Source organism: Janthinobacterium sp. Bl 1 (assembly GCF_058215535.1).
Genome location: NZ_CM177086.1, coordinates 2,860,688 through 2,885,288, shown reverse-complemented (window position 1 = coordinate 2,885,288; position 24,601 = coordinate 2,860,688). Strand labels below are relative to the sequence as shown.

Annotated in this window: 21 protein-coding genes; 9 read left to right on the top strand and 12 right to left on the bottom strand. The window is 63.2% G+C overall.

Annotated features, from left to right (window positions below):
* Positions 1-7 precede the first annotated feature (7 nt).
* Positions 8-865: a DMT family transporter gene (locus AC4BCN_RS13160; protein ID WP_128139587.1), complete on the top strand. Its 858-nt coding sequence runs from the start codon at positions 8-10 to the stop codon at positions 863-865.
* Here the strand turns inward: AC4BCN_RS13160 and AC4BCN_RS13155 are convergent.
* The gene (locus tag AC4BCN_RS13155; protein ID WP_490493486.1) at positions 862-2,814 is read right to left on the bottom strand and encodes a CocE/NonD family hydrolase; all 1,953 of its coding nucleotides are present in this window, start codon (positions 2,812-2,814) and stop codon (positions 862-864) included. The two genes, AC4BCN_RS13160 and AC4BCN_RS13155, sit on opposite strands and share 4 nt — an antisense overlap.
* 318 nt (positions 2,815-3,132) lie before the next feature.
* On the opposite strand from AC4BCN_RS13155, the gene trpS reads away from it, so the two are divergent.
* From trpS to AC4BCN_RS13140, 3 genes are all read left to right on the top strand, one after another.
* Positions 3,133-4,209, top strand: a complete 1,077-nt coding sequence (gene trpS / locus AC4BCN_RS13150; protein WP_223279169.1) for a tryptophan--tRNA ligase — start codon at positions 3,133-3,135, stop codon at positions 4,207-4,209.
* Positions 4,210-4,328: 119 nt separating this feature from the next.
* A complete protein-coding gene (locus AC4BCN_RS13145; protein WP_139092791.1) occupies positions 4,329-5,918 on the top strand; it encodes a pyridoxal-dependent decarboxylase in 1,590 nt (529 codons plus the stop codon).
* A 36-nt stretch (positions 5,919-5,954) separates the two neighbouring features.
* Complete coding sequence (locus AC4BCN_RS13140; RefSeq protein ID WP_490493485.1) at positions 5,955-7,196, top strand: voltage-gated chloride channel family protein; 1,242 nt, start codon at positions 5,955-5,957, stop codon at positions 7,194-7,196.
* Positions 7,197-7,315: 119 nt separating this feature from the next.
* Here the strand turns inward: AC4BCN_RS13140 and AC4BCN_RS13135 are convergent, their stop codons facing one another.
* Complete coding sequence (locus AC4BCN_RS13135) at positions 7,316-7,873, bottom strand: helix-turn-helix domain-containing protein (RefSeq protein ID WP_490493484.1); 558 nt, start codon at positions 7,871-7,873, stop codon at positions 7,316-7,318.
* Positions 7,874-7,924: 51 nt separating this feature from the next.
* On the opposite strand from AC4BCN_RS13135, the gene AC4BCN_RS13130 reads away from it, so the two are divergent.
* Positions 7,925-8,836 (top strand): DMT family transporter, encoded by a 912-nt coding sequence (locus AC4BCN_RS13130; protein ID WP_490493483.1) that lies wholly within the window; start codon positions 7,925-7,927, stop codon positions 8,834-8,836.
* Here the strand turns inward: AC4BCN_RS13130 and AC4BCN_RS13125 are convergent.
* The 6 genes from AC4BCN_RS13125 to AC4BCN_RS13100 all read right to left on the bottom strand — a co-directional run bounded on the left by AC4BCN_RS13125 (position 8,828) and on the right by AC4BCN_RS13100 (position 15,961).
* Positions 8,828-9,778: a cupin-like domain-containing protein gene (locus tag AC4BCN_RS13125; protein ID WP_490493482.1), complete on the bottom strand. Its 951-nt coding sequence runs from the start codon at positions 9,776-9,778 to the stop codon at positions 8,828-8,830. The genes AC4BCN_RS13130 and AC4BCN_RS13125 overlap by 9 nt on opposite strands.
* Before the next feature lie 52 nt (positions 9,779-9,830).
* Complete coding sequence (locus tag AC4BCN_RS13120) at positions 9,831-10,823, bottom strand: chemotaxis protein CheB (RefSeq protein ID WP_490493481.1); 993 nt, start codon at positions 10,821-10,823, stop codon at positions 9,831-9,833.
* A 128-nt stretch (positions 10,824-10,951) separates the two neighbouring features.
* On the bottom strand, positions 10,952-11,695 hold the full coding sequence (locus AC4BCN_RS13115) for a DNA-binding protein (RefSeq protein WP_034752328.1): 744 nt from the start codon (positions 11,693-11,695) through the stop codon (positions 10,952-10,954).
* Between the two features lie 142 nt (positions 11,696-11,837).
* Positions 11,838-12,455, bottom strand: coding sequence for an LON peptidase substrate-binding domain-containing protein (locus AC4BCN_RS13110; protein WP_128139595.1), 618 nt, complete (start codon positions 12,453-12,455; stop codon positions 11,838-11,840).
* A gap of 66 nt (positions 12,456-12,521) precedes the next feature.
* Entirely contained in the window at positions 12,522-13,760 is a 1,239-nt protein-coding gene (locus tag AC4BCN_RS13105) for a DEAD/DEAH box helicase (protein ID WP_128140812.1), read from the bottom strand.
* A 119-nt stretch (positions 13,761-13,879) separates the two neighbouring features.
* Positions 13,880-15,961 (bottom strand): TonB-dependent receptor plug domain-containing protein, encoded by a 2,082-nt coding sequence (locus AC4BCN_RS13100; RefSeq protein ID WP_252866963.1) that lies wholly within the window; start codon positions 15,959-15,961, stop codon positions 13,880-13,882.
* A gap of 393 nt (positions 15,962-16,354) precedes the next feature.
* Here AC4BCN_RS13100 and asd point away from each other — a divergent pair, with 393 nt between their 5' ends.
* Positions 16,355-17,203 (top strand): archaetidylserine decarboxylase, encoded by an 849-nt coding sequence (gene asd, locus AC4BCN_RS13095; RefSeq protein WP_128139596.1) that lies wholly within the window; start codon positions 16,355-16,357, stop codon positions 17,201-17,203.
* Positions 17,204-17,220: 17 nt separating this feature from the next.
* Here asd and AC4BCN_RS13090 read toward each other — a convergent pair whose 3' ends face one another.
* Positions 17,221-18,126, bottom strand: a complete 906-nt coding sequence (locus tag AC4BCN_RS13090; RefSeq protein WP_072454020.1) for a LysR family transcriptional regulator — start codon at positions 18,124-18,126, stop codon at positions 17,221-17,223.
* 126 nt (positions 18,127-18,252) lie between these two features.
* On the opposite strand from AC4BCN_RS13090, the gene AC4BCN_RS13085 reads away from it, so the two are divergent.
* The 3 genes from AC4BCN_RS13085 (at position 18,253) to AC4BCN_RS13075 (ending at position 20,877) form a co-directional block, all read left to right on the top strand.
* Complete coding sequence (locus AC4BCN_RS13085; protein ID WP_102294713.1) at positions 18,253-18,852, top strand: FMN-dependent NADH-azoreductase; 600 nt, start codon at positions 18,253-18,255, stop codon at positions 18,850-18,852.
* 75 nt (positions 18,853-18,927) lie between these two features.
* Positions 18,928-19,803, top strand: a complete 876-nt coding sequence (locus AC4BCN_RS13080; protein WP_219328398.1) for a pirin family protein — start codon at positions 18,928-18,930, stop codon at positions 19,801-19,803.
* Positions 19,804-19,920: 117 nt separating this feature from the next.
* Positions 19,921-20,877 (top strand): cation diffusion facilitator family transporter, encoded by a 957-nt coding sequence (locus tag AC4BCN_RS13075; protein ID WP_490493480.1) that lies wholly within the window; start codon positions 19,921-19,923, stop codon positions 20,875-20,877.
* 62 nt (positions 20,878-20,939) lie between these two features.
* Here AC4BCN_RS13075 and AC4BCN_RS13070 read toward each other — a convergent pair whose 3' ends face one another.
* From AC4BCN_RS13070 to AC4BCN_RS13060, 3 genes are read right to left on the bottom strand one after another with little or no spacing between them, the layout of a single operon-like run.
* Entirely contained in the window at positions 20,940-23,192 is a 2,253-nt protein-coding gene (locus tag AC4BCN_RS13070; RefSeq protein WP_034752338.1) for a RelA/SpoT family protein, read from the bottom strand.
* A 39-nt stretch (positions 23,193-23,231) separates the two neighbouring features.
* Entirely contained in the window at positions 23,232-23,582 is a 351-nt protein-coding gene (locus AC4BCN_RS13065) for a RidA family protein (protein WP_034752339.1), read from the bottom strand.
* A gap of 54 nt (positions 23,583-23,636) precedes the next feature.
* Complete coding sequence (locus tag AC4BCN_RS13060; protein WP_490493479.1) at positions 23,637-24,518, bottom strand: alpha/beta fold hydrolase; 882 nt, start codon at positions 24,516-24,518, stop codon at positions 23,637-23,639.
* Between the last annotated feature and the right edge of the window lie 83 nt (positions 24,519-24,601).

Below are 24,601 nucleotides of genomic sequence, written 5' to 3'. Positions count from 1 at the left end.
GGCCCACATGTCCGGTCTGGTCGTCGCCGTCGTCCTGTTTGCCGCCTTGCTGCATGCCAGCTGGAACGCCATCGTCAAGTCGGGCAAGGATACCTTTCTCAGCACCGTGCTCGTCTCCGTGGGCGCGGCCCTGATCTCGCTGGCCGTGCTGCCCTTCGTCAATAGTCCCGCGCCAGCCAGCTGGCCCTGGCTGGCCGCCTCGGCCGTGGCACAGCTGGCCTACTATTCTCTGCTGGCGGCCGCCTACAAGGCGGGCGACATGAGCCATGCCTACCCCTTGATGCGCGGCAGCGCGCCGCTCATCGTGGCGCTGGCCAGCTGGCCGCTGATCGGCGAACGGCTGTCCGCCATGCAGATGGCTGCCGTCGCCTGCATCTGCGCGGGCATCCTCGGCCTGTATGTTGCCGCGCGATTACCCGCCACGCCTGGTGCAGTGAAACACACGGGGCGCGCCACGGCCTTTGCGCTGTGCAACGCCTGCGTTATCGCCAGCTATACCCTGATCGACGGCATCGGCGTGCGCCTGTCCGGCGCCCCGGCCGCCTATACCATGTGGATTTTTGTCTTGAACGGAACGGGCCTGCTGCTGTGGACGGCGTTGCGCCGCCCTGCCGACTTGCTCGCCTATGCGCAAACGCAATGGCGCCTGGCCGCCTTTGGCGGTTTCGGCACGCTCGCTTCGTACGGCCTGGCCCTGTGGGCCATGACGCAGGCGCCCGTGGCCGCCATCGCGGCCTTGCGCGAAACGTCGATCCTGTTCGCCATCGCCATTGCGGCCCTGTTCCTGCGCGAAAAAATCAGCCCCCGCCGCTACCTGGCTATCGGCCTGATCGCGGCAGGAGCTGTGCTCATGCGCGCCGGCTAGCGTGCGTCGAGCGGCGCGATCGGCAACTCGATGGCGCTGGCCGCCCCTGCCGCGTGGTACACGCGCTGCGTCGCCTTTTTATAATCGCCTGGCTGGGCCAGGAAGATGTTCGGCACGAAGGTTTGCGGGTTGCGGTCGTACAGGGGGAACCAGCTCGACTGCACTTGCACGGCAATGCGGTGGCCGGGCAGGAAGACGTGATTCGCGTTCGGCAAGGCGAAACGGTAGCGCTCGACCTTGCCGGCAGGAATCGCCGTCGGGTGTTCGAGGCTGTCGCGGTAGCGGCCGCGGAAGATGTCCATCGCCACGCCCAATTGATACCCGCCCATGGCCGGCTGCGACGGCACTTCGTCCGGATACACGTCAATCAGCTTCACCACCCAGTCGGCATCCGTGCCGCTGGTGGCGGCAAACAGATTGACCATCGGCGCGCCGGCGATGCGCACGGCCGTCTTCAACGGCTCGGAGACATAGCTGAGCACGTCCGTGCGGTCCGCATAGCCGCGCTGGTCGCTGACCAGCCATGGTTTCCACACGTCGCCATCGTTCAGGCGCACGGGACGCGCCACGAAGGGCACGGGTTTCGCCGGATCGGCCACGTATTCATCGAACGCACCGCTGGCTGCATCGGCGGTGGCCGATGACGCGGCAAAGCCCAGCTTGTAGCCATCCTGCAGATAGATCGGCGTCAGCTTGGTGTCGCACGTCTCGCAGGCCAGCGGCCACTGCTGCAGGCGCTGCCACTGGTTCGTGCCGCTCTGGTACGACACGACGGGTGCCGTGTTCGCTTCCGGCGCGCCATCCTTCAGGTATTGATTGAGGAATGGCTGCATGACTTTTTCACGGAACTGGCGCGCCGTGTCGCCGTCAAACTTCAGTGCGCCCAGGCTGGAACCTTCGTAGTTGACGCCGCTGTGGCGCCACGGGCCGATGGCCAGGTAATTGAGATTGTTGCGCGTGTCGCGCCCTTCCATCGCCCAGTAGCTGGCGTAGGGGCCATAGATGTCTTCCTGGTCCCACTGTCCTACCACGTGCATGGTGGGCACGATCAGCGGGCGCTTGGCGAGGATCTTGTCGAGCGCCTGTTCCTGCCAGTAGCTGTCGTAGGCCGGGTGCTCGAACAGCTTTTTCGTGTAGGTCAGCTTGTCGATGCCGAATTTCTTTGCAAAGTCGCCGGCCGAGCCGATGCGCAGATAGGCATCGTAATCGTCGTAGGCGCCCAGCACGGGCGCCTCGCCGCTGCCGCGCACGCTCGTCTGCCACGCCAGATAGGACAAGCTGGGCATACGGAAGGCGCCGTTATGGAACCAGTCGTCGCCGCGCCAGCCATCGACCATGGCGCTCATGGGAATGGCCACCTTCAGCGCCGGATGCGGGTCGACCAGCGCCATCAGCACCGTGTGCCCTTCATACGAGGAACCGAGCATGCCCACCTTGCCATTGCTTTCCGGAATATTCTTCGACAGCCAATCGATGGTGTCCCACGCATCGGTGACGTTGTCGACCTTGGTATTGTTCAGCGGGCCGCGCACGGGGCGCGTCATCACGTAATCGCCTTCGGAGCCATGCTTGCCGCGCACGTCCTGGAATACGCGGATGTAGCTGTTTTCCACCAGGGTGTCGTCGCCTTGCGGCAAGGTGGCCAGCATGCTGGCGCTGGTGGCGCGTTGGGCCCGGCGGGCAGCGTTATAGGGCGTGCGCGTGAGCATGATGGGCGCCCGTTTGGCGTCTTTCGGCACGACGATCACCGTGTACAGCTTGACGCCGTCTCGCATGGGGATCATCACCACGCGCTTGACGTAATCATTGACGTCGGGCATCACCAGCTTGGCGCCGATATCGGGCGTCATGGGCGGCGTTTTCGGCGTTTGCGCCAGCACGGGCGCAGCAAAGAGGGAACTGATAACCAAGGCCAGGCCGGTGAGCCGGACGGGGGACGACACGTGCATACTGTTCTCCAATGGATTCATGCCACGCAAAAGTGGCCGAATAGCAATAGTACCCGGAAAGCAAGTCCTGCAGTAGGCTGGCCTCTGACGCAGCGCAGCAGATAAATCGGGGCGCAAACTTGACAGAACGCGCCCGAACTGCAACCATAACGCCATGAAATTTATCCCTTCACAACACGCCTGCTTGAATTGGTGGTCCTGCTCACTTTCGCGCGGCCACTGCATAGTGATGTGAATCTGATCCACGCCGCCTCGATCGGTGGCGTAACAGGCTCAGCCTGGATCATCCCCGATGCAGGCGGCTCAAAAGGAAACTTGATGAGCTTGCCTAATACCCCCGATACCCAAGACCAGAACGACGCACCGGCAGCACCGCTGTCGCCCGCCGCCATCGCTTCGCAATCCGTGATCCTGACGGGCGACCGCCCGACCGGTCCCTTGCACCTGGGTCACTACGTGGGCAGCCTGCGCGACAGGGTCCGCTACCAGAACAGCTACAAGCAATTCATCATGCTGGCCGATGCGCAGGCGCTGACGGACAATATGGAAGACATCGACAAGGTGCACCGCAATGTCGTCGAAGTGGCGCTCGACTACCTGGCCGTCGGCATTGACCCGACGAAAACCACGGTGTTCATCCAGTCGCAGATCCCGGAACTGGCCGAGCTGACCTTTTACTATCTGAATATCGTCACCGTGGCGCGCCTCGAGCGCAACCCTACAGTCAAGGAAGAAATCCGCCTGCGCGGCTTCGAGCGCGACATTCCGGCCGGCTTTTTGACCTACCCTGCCAGCCAGGCGGCCGACATCACGGCCTTCAAGGCGGGCGTGGTGCCCGTGGGCGAAGACCAGATCCCGATGATCGAGCAAACGAATGAAATCGTGCGCCGCTTCAACCGCATGTACAACCGCGAAGTGCTGATGGAATGCAAGGCGCTGGTACCGGACATCGGCCGCCTGCCCGGCATCGACGGCAAGGCGAAGATGAGCAAGTCGCTGGGCAATACCATCAACCTGGGCGCGACCTCGGCCGAAATCACGGCCGCCGTGAAAAAAGTCTATACCGACCCGCTGCACTTGCGCGTGGAAGACCCGGGCCACCTGGAAGGCAATATCGCCTTTACGTATCTGGACGCCTTCGATCCGGAAAAAGCGGCGCTGGCCGAAATGAAGGCCCATTACGTGCGCGGCGGCCTGGGCGACAGCATCGTCAAGAAACGCCTGGACGTGGTCTTGCAGGAAATGCTGGCGCCGATCCGCGCCCGCCGCGAAGAGTTCGCCAAGGACAAGGGGCAAGTCATCCAGATGCTGAAAGAAGGCACGTTCAAGGCACGCGAAGTGGCGGCCCGCACGGCCGATGAAGTCAAATCGGCGCTGGGCCTCAACTACTTCTGATCACAGACAGTCAGCAAACTGATGCGCTCAGGCGGAGTCGGGTAGAATCCCGTCTCCGCCTGGGCGCAGTGCATTTATGTCGCCATGGCCTCAGCAATCAGCAAAGAAAACAACGTGCAATGACCGATACCGCTATCGAACAGCTGCTGCAGCAGCATTTTTCCATCGATGCGCTGCAGCAGGCACCCGCGCCCCTGCGGCAGGCGCTGGGCATGCTGGGCGGCTGGCTGGCCGCGGAACGCGACACGCCCTATCCGCACACGCCATATGCGGAACTGCTGACGCAACTGTCCGACACCAGCCTGCCCGCACACGGCATGCCCGTGGCGGATTTCCTGCAAGAACTCGACACCACCGTGCTGGCCAATACGGCCCAGCTGAACCACCCGCAATACATCGGCCACATGACGCAGGCCCTGCCCTGGATCAGCGTGCTGGCCGAAGCGTTTACGGCCACCCTGAACCAGAACCAGGTCAAGATCGAGACGGCATATGTGTCGACCCTGATCGAAAAGCAGATCCTCGGCTGGCTGCACCGCCAGGTGTACCAGCAGCCCGATGCCGTCTACACGCAGGCCATGGCCGCCACCAGCGGCGCGCTGGGCAATGTCGTCAATGGCGGCACCATGGGCAACTTGACGGCGCTGGCCGTGGCGCTCGAGCAGCAGCTGCCCGGCACGCGCAAACGGGGCCTGTTTGCCGCCATGCAGGATTCTAGCCATGTGGGGCTGGCCGTGATCGGCTCGGCCCGCAGCCATTACTCCGTGAAAAAGGCCTTGGCAACTCTGGGCCTCGGCGAAAACGCCTTGCAGCTGGTGGCCGTCGACCGCGACAACCGCATCGACGTCGCCGCGCTGGAAGCGACCATTGCCGATTTAAAACTGCGCAAGATCAAGGTCGTCGCCATGATCGGCATCGCCGGCACGACGGAAACGGGCGCCATCGACCCGCTGGCCGCCATGGCGGCCATTGCCGCGCGCGAAAGCATCTGGTTTCACGTGGATGCAGCCTGGGGCGGCGCCCTCTTGATCGGGGAACAGTACCGCGCGCTGTACGACGGGATTGCCCTGGCCGACTCCGTCGTCATCGACGGGCATAAGCTGCTATGGGTGCCGATGGCGCAAAGCATGGTGCTGTTCAAGGATAGCGCCAGCCTGAACTTGCTGAAGCACAACGCCAACTACATATTGCGTGACAACTCGGGCGACCTGGGCCAGACTTCGCTGGAAGGTTCGCGCCGCTTCGATGCCTTGAAACTGTGGACCTCGTTCAAGGTGCTCGGCGTGTCCGGCTACACGACCTTGCTGCAGCAGGCGGCCACCCTGTCCGGCCAGTTGCAGGATTTATTGGCCGACCAGCAGGATTTCGAACTGGTCACGCGCTCCGATACCTTCATTCTGACCTACCGCTACGTGCCCGTGCACTTGCGCCAGCGCATGGAGGCCTTGCTGACCAGCGGCCAGGTGGAGGCTGCCACCGAACTGAACAAGCAACTGAACACCTTGAACGCCAAGCTGCAGAACCGGCAAAAGGCGCAAGGCCACAGCTTCGTGTCGCGTACGGTACTGGAATCGACGCGCTACCCTGGACCGACCAACGTGCTGCGCGTGGTCATGACCAACGTCAAGACACGCCCCCACCACTTGCGCGCCATTTTGGCCGAGCAGCGCGCCATCGGCCAGGCGCTGGTGGCGGAACTGGGCCTGTAAGGAATCCCCCACCCATCAGCCTTGACTGGATGCACGATGCAGCGTCTTAGCGCCCTCACCGATCTACTAAAGCATCTGTTGAAATGGCTGCTGCTGGCCTTGGTCGTGGCCGTGCTGGCCGGCACGGCTTCGGCCGGTTTCCTGTTCGCCCTCGACTGGGCCACGCACACGCGGATGGCACACGCCTGGCTGATCTGGCTGCTGCCCGTGGCGGGCTTTGCCGTCGGCTGGCTGTATTTGCGCTACGGCAGCAGCGTCGAAGGCGGCGCGAATCTCCTGATCGATGAAATCCACGACCCGAAAAAAATCATTCCGCTGCGCATGGCGCCGCTGGTGCTGGGCGGCACCGTCATCTCGCATCTGTTCGGCGCCTCCGTCGGACGCGAGGGCACGGCCGTGCAGATGGGCGGCGCGCTGGCCGACCAGCTCACGCGCTTGTTCCGCCTGAACAACGAAGACCGCCGCATCATCCTGATGGCCGGCATCAGCGCCGGCTTTGCCTCCGTCTTCGGCACGCCGCTGGCGGGCGCCATCTTCGGCCTGGAGGTGCTGGCCATCGGCCGCCTGCGCTACGAAGCCATGCTGCCCTGCCTGGCTGCCGCCATCATCGCCGACCAGGTGGGCTTGCTGTGGGGAGTCCACCATACGCATTACGCCGTGCCGTTGATCCCCGCCCTCTCCGCCTGGACCTTGTGCGCCATGGTGCTCGCCGGCGTGCTGTTCGGCGTGACCGGTAAACTGTTTGCGCAAGCCACGCACGGTTTGAGCGGCCTGATGAAGCGCTGGATCAGCTACGCGCCGCTGCGTCCGCTGGCCGGCGGCCTCGTCGTCGCCATCGCCGTGTGGCTGATCGGCACGGACAAGTATATCGGTCTGGGCATTCCCACCATCGCCGACGCGCTGAAGGAACCGCTGCCCGCATACGACTTCCTCGGCAAGATGGCATTTACCATTGTTTCACTGGGCACAGGTTTCAAGGGCGGCGAAGTGACGCCCCTGTTCTACATCGGCGCGACCCTGGGCAATGCGCTGGGACCTGTGCTGCACCAGCCCGTCACCCTGCTGGCCGCCATCGGCTTCGTTGCCGTCTTTGCGGGCGCGGCCAACACGCCGATCGCCTCGACCCTGATGGCCATGGAACTGTTCGGCGCCGAAATCGGCGTGTACGCGGCCATCGCCTGCGTCGTCGCCTACCTGTTTTCCGGCCACGCGGGCATTTACCGGGCGCAACGGGGTGGGCATGCCAAGCGCCACCCTGCCAAGGGTATCGACGCATGACATAGAACATCTAGATAACGACGCTTTTTCAACCCCACGCCATCGGCGGTCTCGACAGCGTCCCCGCAATGAACAGCCGATACTGTTGCCGGAGGATGTAGCCTGCCCTGATTGCGCCGTCAGCTGGCCACATTGCGCGTAAAGCGCAAGGTGGACGCGCCCGCATTCACATAGGCATACGCTTGCGCGCTACTGAAGACAAAAAATTCGCCCGTGGCCAACTGCCTGGTTTCCGCCGCCAGCACGAGCTGCAGCGTCCCTTCGAGCACGTAGAGCATTTCGCTGAAGCCGGCCGGATCGGCTCGCGCATCGTAGCGCTCGCCTGGCGCCAGGGTCCACGACCACAGCTCGACCTGGCGGCTGGCGGGCGCCGCGCCCAGCAGTACTGCCTGGCTGGCCTGCGATGCGCTTTGCCACATCAGCACGCGCAGGCTGTCGTGCGGCTGCTGCGGCGGCTGGACGAGGTCGACAAAGGCCACGTTCAAGGCGGCGGCCACGTGGTCGAGGTTGGCCAGGCTGATATTGGTGCTGCCCGCCTCGACGCCGTTGACCATGCGCCGGCTCAGGCCAGACTGGCGCGCCAGTTCCTCCTGGCTGAGGCCGGCGGCAAGGCGCAAGCGCCGTAGATTGGTGGCCAGGTGTGCCAGCACGCCACCGGCCTCGGCTTGACTGCGCAATATATTGCTCCTATGATGATGGGAAATATTTTGCTCATAGCATAGCGTCCCATGAAAACACACGCAAGTCCCCCGCCCGCCCTCGGCATGCCCGAACTGGCCCTGATTGCCATCACCTTCATCTGGGGCGGCACGTTTCTCGTCGTGCAGCATGCCGTGACGGTCAGCGGCCCGCTGGCCTTCGTGGCCGCCCGCTTTGCCGTGGCCGCCAGCATCGGCGCCCTGATTTGCCGGGGCCAGTTGCGGCATTTGGCGAAGGCGGAGTTGCTGACAGGGATGGCCATCGGCGTGAGCATCTTTGGCGGCTACGCGCTGCAAACCTATGGCTTGATGCATATCACAAGCAGCAAATCGGCCTTCATCACGGCCTTTTATGTGCCCATCGTGCCGCTGGTCCAGTGGCTGGTCTTCAAGCAGCGGCCCCACCCTGCCGTGTGGGCGGCCGTGGTGCTGGCGTTCGTCGGCTTGCTGCTGCTCACGGGCACGGACGGCTTGAACATGGCCTTCGGCACGGGCGAGCTGATCACGGCCGTGGGCGCCATCGCGATCGCGTTGGAAATCATCCTCATCAGCCGCGTCTCGCCGCAATTGAACATCTTGCGCGTGACCATCGTGCAACTGGCGACGGCATCATTGATCGCCCTGCTGCTGATGCCCGTCATGGGCGAAGCACCACCGGTTCTCGGCAAGACTTTCATCCTCAGCGTGCTGGCCCTGGGCTGCGCCAGCGCGCTGATCCAGTATGTGATGAACTGGGCGCAAAAGCGCATCTCCGCCACGAAGGCGACCCTGATCTATGCGGGCGAGCCTGTCTGGGCGGGCGTGATCGGGCGCATCGCCGGCGAACGGCTGCCGGCCCTGGCCATCGTCGGCGCGATATTGATTATTTGTGCGGGCATCCTCAGCGAGTGGAGGCCCAGGCGCTTGCGTGCCGACGGCAAGGCCGTCATGCCATCAGATTAATTCGGTACGCCGCAACGCCGCGCCGCCATGCAAGGCCAGCGGCACGGCCCTGGCCCAGCGGTTCGAGGACAGCGAAAACGTCAGCGCGCGCACCTGGTGGTACCAGCCGGCGGGCACGTACAACATGTCGCCCGGCTCGACGATGCATTCGATCATCGTCGCCTGGCGTGCCAGGGGAAAACGCTGGAAATCAGGCGCTTCCGGATCGAATGGCGAACCGAACAGGATGGCGTTCGCTTCGCTAGGATAAAGAAAAGCGTCGTGGTGCGGCGGCGACAAAATGATGCGCTTGCGGCCCCACACCTGGGCGAAGATATTGTCGTCGTAATCGCAGTGCAAGGGCGTCACCGTGCCGGCCGGCCCCACCCAGAAGCGCGGCGGGCCCATCTTGTCGAAATACGTGGGCCAGTGGCACAAACGGTTCAGCTCGCGCAATTCCAGATTGCCCAGGTAAGGCGGCAGCACGTACTTGCCCTCTGCCACCAGATCCAGATATTGCCCCATCGACATGTCCTGCATGGCGCGGTCGGCCGCAAAGGCCGTGTTGATGTAGTCGCCCACCCGCGCACGCACGGGCACGTGGCTGAACTGCTCGCGCAAGACTTCGGGGCCCAATGCCGACAGGGGCCAGCGCCGCACCAGTCCGCGCATCAGGAAAGGCAAGCCCTGCGCGGCGCGCGCACGGAAGGCGGCGGCGTCCAGCATGGCCAGGCGCGGCACCTCGGTGATGACAGGCAAGTCGCGCGCCGCCAGCTTGATGGCCTCGCGCATGGCGTCGATAGAGGTAACGCCGCGCACCTGCGCACCCTTGTCTTCGCGCGCCTGCTTGCGGGCCAGGGCCGCTTCAGGCGAACTGAATTCGGCTGGCGGCCTGGGCGGCAGTGCACGCGGCAATACGGGGGCTGCCGCAAGCGGGAGCGGCTCTTTTTTTTCTGCGGACATAAACCTTCTTTGCGATCAGGCGCCGCGCGGCATGGCGCGACAGTGCGCTATTTTAAGCCAGCAAGGCCCGTTTCAACATATCGGCCTGCTCGCCTGCCTGGCGCGCCTTGGCTGCATACTCGCTGGCCGTGCCCGGATGCAGCCAGGCCTGGGCCTTGGCGGCAAGGTTCAGGTACAGCTTTTCTTTTTCCTGCAGCGCCCTGACGGCGGCCCAGATGGCGTCTTCCGCCTTTTCATGCTGCAACTCGCCAAGCGTCCGCGCCGTGAAACTGTGGCCCGTATGGCATCGAAAACGCTGCGGCTTCTGGCCATGCAGCTCCCACAGCGTGCCCTGGCATTCGGGGCAAGTGAACGTCGATGGCGTGGCAATTTTTTCCAGTTGCTCCATATTTCCCACTCCCCGGGCAAAACGGTTTTCCACGGCAACCCACTGGGGCACGGGCGGCGAGGATTGCGCGGCGCCGGCTGGCGCTGGCGCGCCGCTGGCCAGCGCCAGCAGGGCCGGCCCGATCTCGGCGCACGGCAGGCGCCAGTCCACTCCGGCATGGTCGATCGCGCTTTGCGGCATCGACGGCGCCACCGCGTCCTGCGGCTCCTGCACCAGCGCCTTGCCGCCGCAGGCCTTGATGGCCTGCAAGCCCGCCGTGCCATCGTCGAGGTAGCCGCTGAGAATCACGCCCACCACCTTCGGCCCAAAAGCGGCGGCCGCGGTGCGAAACAGGGGGTCGATGGCGGGACGCGTATGGTTTTCCTTCGGCCCCCGGGTCAGCTCGACCATCGCCTGGCCGGCCAGGTTGGCAACGAGCATGTGCCGGTCCGGCGGCGCCAGCAGGATGCGCCCCGCGCGTACGGGTTCGCGCTCTTCGGCAAAGCGCACGGGCAAGGCGGAGGTTTTGCTGAGGATCTCGGGCAGCACGCTGTTGCGCGCCCCCACGTGCATGACAGCCAGTATCGCCGCGGGCAGGTCCGCCGGCAAGGTGGCGAAGATGGTGGACAGCGCGCTTACGCCGCCCACGGAAGCCCCCATGACGATCAGCGTTTCCATGCCTGCCCCTTTCGCGCCCGGATCACTGAACTATTTTGCCGCGCCTGGCGACACGATTCCGTGCGCCGACTAACACTGTACGCAGCGTTAGGTTAGGAACGACGTGCAGCAGGTTTGGTCAGGTGTCTTCAGACAGGTGTTTTGAAGATCGGGTCCACGATGAACTGCTGCGCCTTGATGCGCAGTGTGCGCTCCTCGTCCAGCTCGGCGCGCGTTTCGCCCAGCTCTTCGCGTTCCGCTTCCAGTTCCAGGCGCGCGGCCGCCAGTTCCGTTTCCACGCGCGTCAGGCTTTCCAGCTTCAACTGGGCCTGGATCAGCTCCGCGCGCGCCGCTTCGGCGGCCTCTTCCAGACGGGGGATGCCTTCGAGCTTGAACTGCGCCTTGGCCAGGTCCATGCGGGCCTGCTCTGCCGCCTCTTCCAGGCGCGGCAAGCCTTCCAGGCGAAGCTGCGCCTTGGCCAGGTCCGTGCGGGCCTGGTTCGCCACTTGCCGCTCGCGCTCGAGCTCCTCGCGCAAGGTTTCCAGCTCGCCCGCCTGCAGGTCGAGCAGTTCTTGCTGGCGCTCGTTCTCGCTGGCCAGGTCCATCAATTCCTGTTGATTGTCGTTCATCTCGGCTTCATGCGCGCTGTGGCTGGCGCTTAATTCCTGTCCTACATAATCGAGGATGGCTTGCTGCAGCACGGGTGACAGCTCGGCGGCAGCAGCGATCTGGCGCTGCGCACCAGCCTTGCGGCGCTGCAATAGCTTGCTGATGGTGCCCAGACAGGCGCCGTTGCCCAGCCGTTCGCGCAAGGCGCGCACCGTGATGGACTGGCCTTCGCCCGCCATCGCTTCCATTGCCGCATTGATCTGTTCCGCGCTTACTTTTGCCATGTCGTGTGCTCTTGAATGTTGCCCAGGGCAATCTTGCCCAGGGGCATTATCTTATGCCAGCGGCGGCAAAGCGTAAAGTATTTCTCAATAGTGATTGCAATTGCACAACAGAACGTTGTGCAAACATGCGGCTTGGGATGTTTTACTCTTCAAGCAGACCATTTTCCGTGAGCATATCTTGCACCAGTTCCAGGCGCAGCACGGGATTGTCTTGGCTCAGCAATAGCTGTTTTTGCATGGCGCTCAAGGACAGCAGCTCGCACCAGCGGTTCGCCACCCAGCCGCACTCGTCGAGGCGGTACGGTGGCTGCAGGGGCATTTGCTCGGGCGGAATCTTTTGCTCCTGCAAGGTGCGGATCAGGGCGCCGAGCGCGTCGGCCACGTTCTGCTGCTCTTGCGGGATGGGGATGGCTTTATCGGGCGGCAAGGTGTCGACTTGCGCCACCCACAAGCCATGCTTCAGCTGTTCGCTGGAAACGATGTGAAAGCGCTGCGTGCCCATGCATTTGATTTGCAGCAGGCCTGACAGGGGCGCGGCCCAGTCGACGACGCGCGCCAGGGTGCCCACGGGCGCCAGGGTTTCCAGCTGGCCCGGCTTGCGCACTTCCGTGCCGTCCAGCAGTTGCACCACGCCGAACGGCTGCTCGCCCATGATGCACTGACGTATCATGTCCAGATAGCGTACCTCGAAGATCTGCAGGGGCAGATAGCCGTCGGGATACAGCACCGTATTGAGCGGGAACAAAGGTATCGAGGTCATGGCGCATGATGGCATGAATGGCATATCCGTGCAGCGCGCTTTGCCTTGTCAGCTTAACTGCGCCGGTTATTTGTAGAAGCGCCTTTTCTTGGCTCGCTCCGCCGCCTTCGGCGCCAGCACTTTCACGGCCTTTTTCTGGATCGTGCCGCCGGCGGACGTGCCCGGCACGCGGTGTTCGGCCTCGAACCCGGGCTCCTCGTTGCGTTTCAGGGTTTGCCGCGTCAGCGCTTCGACGGCCGACAGCAACTCCACCTCGTCGGCGCAAACGAGCGAGATCGCTTCGCCCGAGGCGCCCGCGCGGCCCGTGCGGCCGATGCGGTGGATATAGTCTTCCGCCACGGTCGGCAAGTCGAAATTGACGACGACGGGCAATTGGTCGATATCGAGGCCGCGGGCGGCCACGTCGGTAGCCACCAGCACCTGCACTTCGGCGGATTTGAAACGGGCCAGCGCGCGCAAGCGGTTCGGCTGCGTCTTGTCGCCGTGAATCGAATCGGCGCGCACGCCCTGCTCCAGCAAGGTGTTCACCAGCAACTCGACACCCTTGCGCGTCTTGACGAAAACCAATACCTGGCCCCAGCGCTTTTTCTTCAGCAAGTGCAAAAACAGTTCCGGCTTGCGTTTCTTGTCGCACACGATCAACGATTGCTTCACGGCCTTGACCGTGCTGTTGCGCGCGCTGACCTCGACCGAGACGGGATCCTTCAGCATGGTTTTAGCCATGGCGCGAATCGCATCCGAGAAGGTGGCCGAAAACAGCAGGGTCTGGCGCTGCTTGGGCATGGTCATCAGCAATATATCGAGCTCGCGCTCGAAGCCCAGGTCCAGCATGCGGTCGGCCTCGTCCAGCACCAGGGTTTGCACTTGCTCGAACTTGACAGCGCCCTGCGTCTGCAAGTCCAGCAAGCGGCCCGGCGTGGCCACCAGTACGTCGAGGCCCTTGCGCAATTTGCTGATCTGCGGCTCGATGGGCACGCCGCCATACGCGACAAAGCTGCGCAGCGGCAAGTTGCCGCCATAGCTGCGGAAGCTGGCATAGACTTGCTCGGCCAGTTCGCGCGTGGGCACGAGCACCAGCACGCGCACGCACTGCGGTGCCACCACGCCTTCCAAGGTCAGGCGCTGCAGCAGCGGCACGGCGAAACCGGCCGTCTTGCCCGTACCCGTTTGGGCGGCGGCCATCAGGTCGCGCCCGGCCAGCACGGCAGGAATCGCTTGCGCCTGCACGGGCGTGGGCTTGGCATAGCCGAGCTCGTCAAGTTTGCGGACCAGGGGATCGATCAGGCCGAGGGAGGAAAACGTCATGGGGAAAGCAATCTTGGCAAAGTAAAAGGTGGCGCGCACGAACTGGCCGTGCGCGCAATTGCCGAGATTATAGGCCAGCGGGGATGCCGGCCGGGGTTTTCAACATGAAAACAGCGCGCTCAGAACTTCATTTCCAGGGTCGCGCGCGCCTGCGGCGAACTCGGCGAAATGCTGTTGCGGGCTATCGTACCGCTGGCGTCCGCATACGTGGTGGTGCTCTCGAAGTCTTGCGCCAGCAAGTTCGACACGGCCAGACGCAGCTGGTTCTTTGCATCGAATTTCCACAGCGCATAAATGTCGACGTCGCGCCGCGGCGAGGTGTAGGCGCTCTGCCTCTCGGTGATGCGCACGGGGCCGCCATTGCGGAAGTTGAAGCTGCCGCCCGTCGTCAGCACGCCGTCCGGCGTCTTGTAGTCGAGGCCGAAGTTGCCGCTGACGGGGGTTTGCTGGTCGAGCCGGTTGTTCGGTCCCGGCACCTGGTCCACCTGCGACCAGTTGCGGCTGATGCTGGCGCGCAAGTCGATGGCGGGCACGGGCGCGGCCATCACGGCGCGCAGCGGGAACTTCGCTTCCAGTTCCAATGTCTGAGTATTGGCACGGCCATCGTTGACGGGCGTCGATACCCAGCGGTCATTGATGAATAGCAATCCCTGGCGCGTATAGCCATCGATACGGCGGGCCGAGGCGCGCGCGCTGAGCAAGGCGCCTTCCGCCCAGTAGTGCTCATACGAGGCGTCGATGCCCAGCGCCAGCTCCGGTTTCAGGTAGGGATTGCCTTCACGGTCAGGGTCCGTCTGACTATTGTTGGTCGAGGTATTGCGGCGCGGTATCAGGCTTGCCGTAGGCTGCGCCTTGTAGGTGCGCGTCAGGGCCAAACGTAGCTGGTCGCCCTTGGTATCGGGCAGCTTCCACAGGGTTTGCAGCAGCGGGCTCCACACGCTGGTGCGCTGGTTCACTTCGTCATAGGTATCGCCCGCGCTGCGCGTATCGATGCCTTCCCAGCGTACGCCCGCATACATGGACCAGCGCGGCGTGATTTCCCAGTCATCCTGCACGTACAGGGCCAGGCGCTTGATGGTGGCGTCAAAACCTTCGTCGCTGTTGACGGGCGGACGCGCGCCCAAGGCAGCCAGCGCCGCTTCGCGCTGCCGGCGCGTTTCGTCGCGCTCCGTGTAGGCGCCATCCCAGCCCATCGACAAGGCATGGCCGGGCAGCAAAGGCGACGAATATTTGCCCGTCGAACTGACGCCGTTTTCCGTCGCCTTCACGCCCACCTTGCGCTCAAGCGACAGGCCGCTGCCGTCGATAAAGCCTTGCTGCAGGCTGTCGGACGTATTGCGGGCAGCCGAGGCGCCTATTTTCAGTTCCAGTCTGGCGCCGCCAGCCAGCTTGTGCATCCATGTCAGGTCGCTGCGGCCGAAGGCGTTGTGGTTGCTCGAGCTGCCGGTATTGGTGTCGTAGTCGGGACGCACGCCCTGCTCCGTTTCGGCGCGGCTGAAATTGCGGTGATTCGAGCGCCCGCCATTGAAAAAGAATTGCGCCGTCACATTGTCGCCGTTGGCCAGCACCCAGTTCAGGCGCGGCGACAGATTGATGCCTTCCGGACGGCCGTCGCCCGTGCCATTCGTGCGGCGCAACAGGTTTTGCCGGCCATCGGGCGCGTAGCCCAGTTCCAGTCCGGGATTGTCGTAATGGTAGTCGTAGCGGAACAGCGAGCCGGCCATCGAATACGAAAAATTGCCGTCGCGGTCGGACAGTTGCACGTTGACGCTGGGCGAGAAGCTCACGTCGCTGCCCTGCACGCCCAGCTTGAGCTCGCGCTGCGCCGTCTTCACGGCTTTCTTGAGCACCACATTGATGGTGCCGGCGATCGATTGCGTGCTGTATTCGGCGCTGGCCGCATGCAGAATCTCGATGCGTTCGATCACGTCCGGCGACAGGGTGTCGAGCGAGAACCCGGCCGGCGCTCGCTCGCCATTGAGCAGTATCTGCGTGTAGCCGCTGCCCAGCCCGCGCATGCGGATTTCGCCGCCCGAGCGCCCGGCCGCGCCGGAAACGGTAATGCCGGGCAAGCGCTTGAGCACGTCGGTAACATTCGTGTCGCCATACTTGAGGATTTCCTCGCTGCCGACGACCATCTTGCTGGCCGTATCGTCGCGGCGCGGATCATAGCCGCTGCCCTTGACTTCGACGGTTTGCATGGCCGGTGCGGCGGGCTTTTCAGTCTTCAGCGGTGCAGTGGCGGTGACAGCAGCCGTGTCGGCTGGCGCTTCGGATTGCTGGGCCTGGGCATTCCAGGCAAGTAAAACGGCGGAACAAACAACGGTAAGGCGGAGGCAACGGCGTGGCATCATGACCTGGCTGAAAAAAGTTGGCTGAATAAAAATGGCTAAAAGCTAAAAAACAGGCCGCTGTATTGTGCTGCAATTTTTTCCGAGCGGCGCAGTTTCCCGAAAATATTTCTTACGGCAAATTAAATTCGGCGGCGGGCTGCGATACGCACCCTTGCATACGGCGCATATCATTGCGCGCCACATCGCCGCTATAATGCGTTTTCACCATTGTTCCCATCACCCCGTCAAAGGCTTCCCATCGTGTCTGACCGTCTTGCCGTCCTGCCTCAATATCTGCTTCCAAAAGGAGCGTTGACCAACTTTGCCGGCCGGATCGCCGGTGCCAAAGGCGGCGCCATGACTACGCGTTTGATCCGCTGGTTCGTCGGCCGCTACAACGTCAACATGGATGAGGCGCTGGACCCGGACATCACGCACTACACGAGCTTCAACGACTTTTTCACGCGCGCATTGCGCCCCGGTGCCCGTCCGCTGGCCCAGGCCGACTACATCTGCCCCGTCGATGGCCGCATCAGCCAGTTCGGCATCATCGACAAGGACCAGATCTTCCAGGCCAAGGGCCACAACTTCAGCACCACGGCCCTGGTCGGCGGCGATGCGGCCCTGGCGGCCCAGTTCGAACACGGCAGCTTCGCCAATCTGTACCTGAGCCCGCGCGACTACCACCGCATCCACATGCCGTGCGACGGCCGTCTGACGCGCATGATCTATGTGCCCGGTGAATTGTTTTCCGTCAACCCGACGACGGCGCGCGGCATTCCCGGCCTGTTCGCCCGCAACGAGCGCGTCGTCTGCGTGTTCGACACGGCCAACGGCCCCTTCGTCATGACCCTGGTCGGCGCCACCATCGTCGGCAGCATGGCCACCGTCTGGCACGGCGTCGTCAACCCGCCCCGCACGGGCCAAGTGCGCGACTGGAGCTATGCGAACGACAATGTCGTGCTGAAACAGGGCGAAGAGCTGGGCCGCTTCCTGCTCGGTTCCACCGTCGTCATGCTGTTTCCGAAAGACACCGTGCAATTCAACGCCAGCTGGCAACCGGCCGGCCCCGTGCAGCTGGGCGAAGTCATGGGCAACCTGCCCAAGTAAGGCATCCGGACGCGCGCCTATACGGGTGCGTCCGTGCGATACATCTCTTCCATCAAGTCCAGAAATGCGCGCGTCTTGGCCGGCATCAAACGCCGGCCGGGAAACACGGCCCAGCCCGTGACCAGCGGGAAACTCCACTCCGGCAGCACGCGCACCAATTCCCCCGTCGCCACATAGGCCTTGGCAAAGCGGTCCGTGCTGGCCGCGATGCCCACGCCCGTGCAGGCCATGCGCACCAGTAATTCCGGCGAGTTGGCCAGCAGGCGCACGGGCAGATCGCGCTCCCACGTCGTCTTGCCGCGGATCAAAGTCCAATGCACGAGGCCATGCACGGCACGCGGCAAGCTCAGTAAATCATGACCGTACAGATCGTCGGGGTGCTCGGGCAAGCCATGCACGCTCGTATATTTCGGCGAGGCATACAGTGCCAGGGTGCTGAAGGCCACGCGGCGCGCGGACAGGCTGGCGTCGTCGGGCAAGTTACCCATGCGGATGGCCAGGTCGAAGTTCTCTTCCAATAAGTCCACCCGGCGCGCCGACAAGTCCAGCTCCAGCGAAATGGCAGGATAGCGGCGCACGAACTCGGCCAGCACCTGGCGCATCAGGGTGTCGCCGAAATCGGCCGGCATGGAAATGCGCAGCAAGCCGCTGGGCCCGGCCTGGCGGTGCTGCGCCAGGGCGCCGGCCGCCTCCGTTTCTTCCACCACCTTGCGCGCATGCTCGAGCAGGCTGGCGCCAAACTCCGTCAGCGCCAGCTTGCGCGTCGTGCGCAGCAGCAGCCGTTCACCCAACTTCGCTTCCAGCAGCGAGATGCGCCGCGACAGGGTCGACTTGGGCAAGTCCACGCGCACGGCGGCGCGACTGAAACTGCCGCATTCGACGACTCTGGCGAACAGCAGCAAATCTCCGGGATCGATATCCATATGTTGACCTTAACACTCAATTGTTCCATTGGTGGATTAATGTTATCCATTTTAACGGCTTCCGCATCAATTTTGGAATTGATATAGTTCATCCATCGCAAGACACCTCACAACGGAGAAAACAAGATGAACATCCTGCAAATCAATTCCAGCGCCCGCAGCACCGGTTCCGCCTCGACCCGCCTGGCTGACGCCATCGTCGCCCGCGTACAAGCGGCCAACCCTGGCGCAGCCCTCGTCCGACGCGACCTCGCTGCCGCACCGCACCCCGTGCTCGACGAGCCAACCCTGCAAGCGCTGTTCACGCCAGCCGACAAACGCACGCCGGAGCAAGCGGCCCGCATCGCCCTGGACGACGCGCTGATTGCGCAAGTGCAAGCAGCTGACGTGATCGTCATCGGCGCGCCGATGTACAACTTCGGCATCACCGTGCAACTGAAAAGCTGGTTCGACGCGATTGCCCGCGCCAACGTCACCTTCAAGTACACGGAAAACGGCCCAGTTGGCCTGCTGAGCGGCAAGAAAGTCTATGTGGGCCTGTCCCGCGGCGGCTTGCACCGCGACAGCGCCAACGATAGCCAGGTGCCTTACCTGAACACCATGTTCGGTTTCCTGGGCATGACCGACGTGCAATACGTGTATTCGGAAGGCATGGGCATGGGTCCGGAAGCCGTGGCCAAGGCGCAAGCGCAAGCGGACGCCGAGATCAACGCCATCCTGGTGTAATTTCCAGCAGCTGCAACAGGGGGGCGCACAGCGCCGCCGGCCACTAGCGCGTCTGACGCCATAGAGGAGAAAGCAATGAGCGATACCACCACCGTCAACAAGCCACGCGCCGTCGAGCGCGTGATCGCCGGCCAGGCCGTCATGGATGGCGCCGGCGTGAAGATCAACCGCGTGCTGACGCAGCAGCTGCAGCGCCGTCTCGACCCGTTTTTGATGCTCGACAATTTCGCCAGCGACAAGCCGAACGACTATATCGCCGGCTTCCCCGAGCATCCGCACCGCGGCTTTGAAACGGTCTCGTACATGATCACAGGGCGCATGCGCCACAAGGACAGCGCGGGCAACGAAGGCTTGCTGACGTCGGGCGGCGTGCAATGGATGACCGCCGGCAGCGGTGTGATCCACTCGGAAATGCCGGAGCAGGAGGAAGGCGTGATGGAAGGTTTTCAGCTGTGGCTGAACCTGCCAGCGCGCGACAAGATGCGCACGCCGTGGTACCGCGATTTCACGAGCAGCGAGATCCCCCGCTACACGACGGACGCAGGCGTAGCCGTGCAAGTGATCGCCGGCGAGAGCCATGGCGTGACGGGCGCCGTGCAGCGCGAACTGACGGAACCGTTGTACCTCGATATCGACTTGCCGGCCGGCGCCAGCTTCGAGCAGCCGCTGCCGCCAGGCCATAACGCTTTCATCTATACGTTCCGTGGCGAAGTGCAGGTCGACGGCAAGGCCGTACCCGCCCTGCGCATGGCCATCTTCGCCAACACGCCGGGCAGCGATGGCGTGCGCATCGAGGCGCCAGAAGGCGGACGCGTGATCCTCGTCGCCGGCCAGCCTTTGAACGAGCCCATCGCGCAGTACGGCCCGTTCGTCATGAATACCCAGGCGGAAGTATTCCAGGCCGTAGAGGATTTCCGCGAAGGGAAATTTGGCGAGACGGCGGCACAGTAAAATTATTTGCTCCAGGTAAAACCTGCAGTGCCTCGCGGCCTGCAGGTTTTTTTACGCGCTGACTGTTTTGTTGCTTTTCAATTACACTGACGGCAAGATCATTCCACAAAGCATTCCATGCATCCCACGCACGACAACACCGAACACGACGCCACCCATTTGCACGCCCACCTGAAAGGCGACGCCAAGCACACCCACTCGTTCGAGGGGCGCAGCCAGAGCATCCTCGCGTGGGCGCTGGGGCTGACCCTGTCGTTTGCCGGCATCGAGGTCATCGCCGGTTTCCTGTCCAATTCGCTGGCCCTGATTTCCGACGCGGGCCACATGGTCACGGACGCGGCCGCGCTGGGCCTGGCCCTGTTGGCGCAGCTGATCGCCCGCCGTCCGCCGTCGCCGCGCCACTCGTTCGGCTTTGGCCGCGCCGAAGCGCTGGCCGCCTTCGTCAACGGCCTGGCCATGCTGTGCGTCGTGGGCTGGATCTGCTATGAAGCCGTGCTGCGCTTTTCCGCCCCGCAAACCGTGCAAGGCGGCATGGTCTTCATCGTCGCCTTCATCGGCCTGGCGATCAACCTAGTGGTGGCGTGGGTCTTGTCGAAAGACAAGCAAAGCGTGAACACGCGCGCCGCCCTTGTGCACGTGATGGGCGATTTGCTGGGCTCGGTCGCCGCCATCGTCGCCGGCGCCGTGATTTACTTCACGGGCTGGATGCAGATCGACCCGCTGCTGTCCGTGCTAGTGTCGCTGCTGATCCTGAAATCCACGTTCGGGGTATTGAAAGAGTCGTACCACTTCCTGATGGAAGGCGTGCCCATGCACATCGACTACGTCCAGGTGGGCGCGGACGTGGAGCAGGTGGACGGCGTGATTTCCGTGCACGACCTGCACGTATGGGACATGTCGCCAGGCCAGCCAGCCCTGATCGGCCACGTGGAAATCGAACACCTCGACCATTGGCCGAAGGTATTGCGGGCGATCAAGAAGATGCTGTTATCCAAGCATGGGATAGACCACATCACTCTGCAGCCGGAGACGGAGGCGATGGCGGGGTTGCATGCTGATGACAAAACCCACTAGCAAGGACTGGGGTCAGTACCGCTGGGTACGACCCCGGCATCAGTCCTTTGGGTTCAACAAGACTAACTGCGCCTTGCCTCAAGTACCCCGCTCACATCCTTGATCACATTCAGCGCCTTCAACAACTGCGCCGTCGAACTGATCTCGGCCGTAAAGGTCATGCGGGCCTGGCCCTTGGCGCTTTGGGTGTTGACGCCGATGACGTTGATCTTTTCACGCGAAAAGATTTCGGAGATGTCGCGCAGCAAGCCCTGGCGGTCGCCGGCGAGAATAAAGATGTCAACCGGATACACGGTGTCGTGCCCGCCCGTGCTGCCCCACTCCGTGAAGATCACGCGCTCTGGCGACTTGGCGCGCATTTCCTCGAAATTCTTGCAGGTGGCGCGGTGGATGGAGACACCCTTGCCGCGCGTGACGAAACCGACGATGCTGTCCGGCGGCGCCGGCTTGCAGCACTTGGCCAGCACCGTCATCAAGCCTTCCGTGCCCACCACCAGCACGCCGGACTTGGCGCCCTGCTCCACGCTGGAAGCGCGGCTTTTGCCGACCAGCACGGCGTCTTCCGGCACCACCACTTCGCCATTGTCGTGCAGCGCCTGCTCCACGTGGCGCAGGCTGAATTCATCCTTGCCCACCGACAGGAACAGCTCGTCGACTTTCGCAAAGCCCAGCTTTTGCGCCAGCGCTTCCAGATTGACGGCCGTCTTGCCTTCGCGCTGCAGCGACTTTTCCACCAGCGCGCGGCCATGGGCCAGGGTTTCCTGCATGTCGATGGCGTGGAACCAGGCGCGGATTTTCGAGCGCGTGCGCGTGCTGACGGCGTAGCCGGCGCTGAGCCAGTCGCGCGACGGCCCGGCCGTGCCCGGCGCGCCCTTGGCCGTGATGATTTCGCAGGTCTGGCCGTTTTTCAGCTGGGTATTCAAGGGCACCATGATGCCGTCGACCTTGGCGCCGCGGCAGCGGTGGCCCACGTCCGTGTGCAGGTGATAGGCAAAATCGACGGGCGTGGCACCCACGGGCAATTCCAGCACGCGCGCTTGCGGCGTCATGACGAAGATGCGGTCATCCAGGGTGGCGGATTTCAACTTTTCCACCCACTCGCGCTGGATTTCTTCCTGGCCCACGACGGCGTCGGCCACCTCCGTTTTCCAGGCCAGCAGCTGGCGCAGCCAGGCGATCTTTTCGTCGTATTTCTGGCCGGCAAAGTTCGAGCCGCCCTCTTCCTTGTAGCGCCAGTGCGCGGCCACACCGTATTCGGCAAAGCTGTGCATTTCATTGGTGCGGATTTGCACTTCCAGCGGACGGCCATCTTCGGCGGTCACCACCGTGTGCAGCGACTGGTAACCGTTCGGTTTCGGCCGTGAAATGTAATCGTCGAATTCTTTCGGGATGGGGGTCCAGATATTGTGAACCACGCCCAGGACCGTGTAGCAGGTTTTCACGTCGGCAACGATGACGCGGAAGGCGCGCACGTCGTACAGGGCCGTGAAATCGAGCTCCTTGCCGCGCATCTTGTTCCAGATGCTGTAAATGTGTTTCGGGCGGCCAAATACTTCCGCCTGGATACCGGCCGAGGCCAGTTCCGTCTGCAGGCGCAAAATCGCCGAGGACACGAAGCCCTCGCGCATCATGCGCTTTTCTTCCAGCATCTTGGCGATGCGTTTATACGCTTCCGGTTCGATGAAGCGGAACGACAAGTCTTCCAGTTCCCACTTCAGCTGCCAGATACCGAGGCGATTGGCCAGCGGCGCGTACAGGTCCAGGGTTTCCTTGCCGTATTCACACGTCATTTCGTTGAACAGCTTCAAGTCGGCAAAGTAACGCAAGGTCGTCACGCAGGCGGCCAGGCGCACCAGCACGACACGCATGTCGGAAGCCATCGCCAGCAACATCTTGCGCAAGGTTTCCACCTGGGCCACGGCTTGCTGCGCCGCATTCTTGCCGCGCCCGCCAGCGCTGCCGTGCTGCGCCTGGGTCAGCGCGCGCAAGCGGATCAGCTGGCGCACGCCTGTTGCCAGGTCGCACACCTGCTTGCCGAAGCGGGGCTCGATGTCGGCCGCCGTGTCCGGTTCCAGCAAGGTCAGCTCGAACATCAGGCCGGCGATGCGCGTTTCCGCATCGCTGCGCAGGAAAGCCAGGGTGGTGGCCACGCCGATGGCGAACTCCAGCGCGGAGCGGCCGGCAAAGGTCTGCTTGTCGCCATATGCTTCGGTGGCATACGCGAGCGCGTCCAGCACGCGCGCGCAGTCCGGCGCACTCAAGCCCTCTACCAGTTGTTCCGATGTGGCGCTATTCGGGGCCGAGATGGAAACCATGTATTACCTTTAAACTTGATGACTGAACAACTTGAAAACTTAACGTTCTGCAGCGATGACGACGATTTCAACCAGGCATGCCGGATTGGCCAGTTTCGCTTCCACCGTGGCGCGCGGCGGCGTGTGGCCGGAGGCGACCCAGTCGTCCCACACTTCATTCATGCCGGGGAAATCCTTCATGTCGGCGATGTAGATCTGGCACGACAGGATGCAAGTCTTGTCGCTGCCCGCTTCCATCAGCAAACGGTCGACGTGGCCCAGCACTTCGCGCGTCTGGCCGACGATGCCTTGCGTGGTGTCTTCCGCGATCTGGCCAGCCAGGTAGATGGTGTTGTTGTGTATCGCTACTTCGGAGAGGCGTTTGCCTACGTGCAGTCGTGTAATTTCCATGCTTCTTCTTTCGGTTGTTTCAAAATCTGTACAGCGGTATTGCTTGTTGCCTTCTTACTTGCCCAGCAAAAACTTGCGGGCGATGGCGATCTGGTCGTCGTGGACGAAAGTGGGCGCATGACCCACGCCGGCGATTTCCACCAGTTCCGCCTTCGGGCCACGACCGAGCATGCACGTGGCCGTTTCGTGCGACAGCAAATCGGATTCCGAGCCGCGCACCAGCAGAGTCGGGCAGCGCACGGCATCATACGCGGCCCACAGCATGGCTTCGTCGCTGGCCGCCGATTCCGGCGTAGCCGAGCGGAACGGCATGGCCAGTCCCATATCATAGTGGCGGCGCCAGTGGCCATCCTTATCTTGCCGCAACACATCCACCGCCAGTTTATGCCATTCCGCGTCCGTGTGCGGACCGAAGCTGGCGGACACGTCGCGCACGAACTTGGCGCCCTGCTCGAACGTCTCGAAACGCAAGTCCTGGCCGATGTAATCGCCGATGCGCTGCAAGGCTTCGGGCGCCAGGGTCGGGCCGATATCGTTCAGGACCAGCTTGCTGATCGGGCTGTGCGGCAACGATGCCAGGCCCAGGCCGATCAAGCCGCCCATCGACGTGCCGAACCAGTCCACCGTCTGGCGTTCACCGTTGGCCAGCACGCGCGCCAGCAGGGTCACCATGTCGCTCACATATTGCGGCACGCGGTAGAACTGGGGATTGGCCAGCCAGCCCGAGCGCCCGCGTCCCACCACGTCGGGGCAGATCACGCGGTAATCACTGGCCATGGCGCGCGCCAGGTTATCGAAGTCGTCCGCCACGCGCGTCACGCCGTGGGCGCAGACGAGCACGTTCGGATTATCGGCAGCGCCCCACTCCTTGTACGACATGGTATGCAAGCCTGCGGGGGAGATGCACTGCACGGATTTGATGCTCGCTTCGATCATGCGATTCCTTTAACACCGGAGCTACGGTTTTGTCCGGCGTCGTTATTTGGTAGTAAAAAATAAAGAAACCGGCGATTTGCCGG

What these genes read in the sequence shown, in the direction of transcription:
- AC4BCN_RS13160 (WP_128139587.1), top strand. Translation starts at nt 8, where the DNA reads ATGTCCGGTCTGGTCGTCGCCGTCGTCCTGTTTGCCGCCTTGCTGCAT.
- AC4BCN_RS13155 (WP_490493486.1), bottom strand. Translation starts at nt 2,814, where the DNA reads ATGCACGTGTCGTCCCCCGTCCGGCTCACCGGCCTGGCCTTGGTTATC.
- trpS (WP_223279169.1), top strand. Translation starts at nt 3,133, where the DNA reads ATGAGCTTGCCTAATACCCCCGATACCCAAGACCAGAACGACGCACCG.
- AC4BCN_RS13145 (WP_139092791.1), top strand. Translation starts at nt 4,329, where the DNA reads ATGACCGATACCGCTATCGAACAGCTGCTGCAGCAGCATTTTTCCATC.
- AC4BCN_RS13140 (WP_490493485.1), top strand. Translation starts at nt 5,955, where the DNA reads ATGCAGCGTCTTAGCGCCCTCACCGATCTACTAAAGCATCTGTTGAAA.
- AC4BCN_RS13130 (WP_490493483.1), top strand. Translation starts at nt 7,925, where the DNA reads ATGAAAACACACGCAAGTCCCCCGCCCGCCCTCGGCATGCCCGAACTG.
- AC4BCN_RS13125 (WP_490493482.1), bottom strand. Translation starts at nt 9,778, where the DNA reads ATGTCCGCAGAAAAAAAAGAGCCGCTCCCGCTTGCGGCAGCCCCCGTA.
- AC4BCN_RS13120 (WP_490493481.1), bottom strand. Translation starts at nt 10,823, where the DNA reads ATGGAAACGCTGATCGTCATGGGGGCTTCCGTGGGCGGCGTAAGCGCG.
- AC4BCN_RS13115 (WP_034752328.1), bottom strand. Translation starts at nt 11,695, where the DNA reads ATGGCAAAAGTAAGCGCGGAACAGATCAATGCGGCAATGGAAGCGATG.
- AC4BCN_RS13110 (WP_128139595.1), bottom strand. Translation starts at nt 12,455, where the DNA reads ATGACCTCGATACCTTTGTTCCCGCTCAATACGGTGCTGTATCCCGAC.
- AC4BCN_RS13105 (WP_128140812.1), bottom strand. Translation starts at nt 13,760, where the DNA reads ATGACGTTTTCCTCCCTCGGCCTGATCGATCCCCTGGTCCGCAAACTT.
- AC4BCN_RS13100 (WP_252866963.1), bottom strand. Translation starts at nt 15,961, where the DNA reads ATGCAAACCGTCGAAGTCAAGGGCAGCGGCTATGATCCGCGCCGCGAC.
- AC4BCN_RS13090 (WP_072454020.1), bottom strand. Translation starts at nt 18,126, where the DNA reads ATGGATATCGATCCCGGAGATTTGCTGCTGTTCGCCAGAGTCGTCGAA.
- AC4BCN_RS13085 (WP_102294713.1), top strand. Translation starts at nt 18,253, where the DNA reads ATGAACATCCTGCAAATCAATTCCAGCGCCCGCAGCACCGGTTCCGCC.
- AC4BCN_RS13080 (WP_219328398.1), top strand. Translation starts at nt 18,928, where the DNA reads ATGAGCGATACCACCACCGTCAACAAGCCACGCGCCGTCGAGCGCGTG.
- AC4BCN_RS13075 (WP_490493480.1), top strand. Translation starts at nt 19,921, where the DNA reads ATGCATCCCACGCACGACAACACCGAACACGACGCCACCCATTTGCAC.
- AC4BCN_RS13070 (WP_034752338.1), bottom strand. Translation starts at nt 23,192, where the DNA reads ATGGTTTCCATCTCGGCCCCGAATAGCGCCACATCGGAACAACTGGTA.
- AC4BCN_RS13065 (WP_034752339.1), bottom strand. Translation starts at nt 23,582, where the DNA reads ATGGAAATTACACGACTGCACGTAGGCAAACGCCTCTCCGAAGTAGCG.
- AC4BCN_RS13060 (WP_490493479.1), bottom strand. Translation starts at nt 24,518, where the DNA reads ATGATCGAAGCGAGCATCAAATCCGTGCAGTGCATCTCCCCCGCAGGC.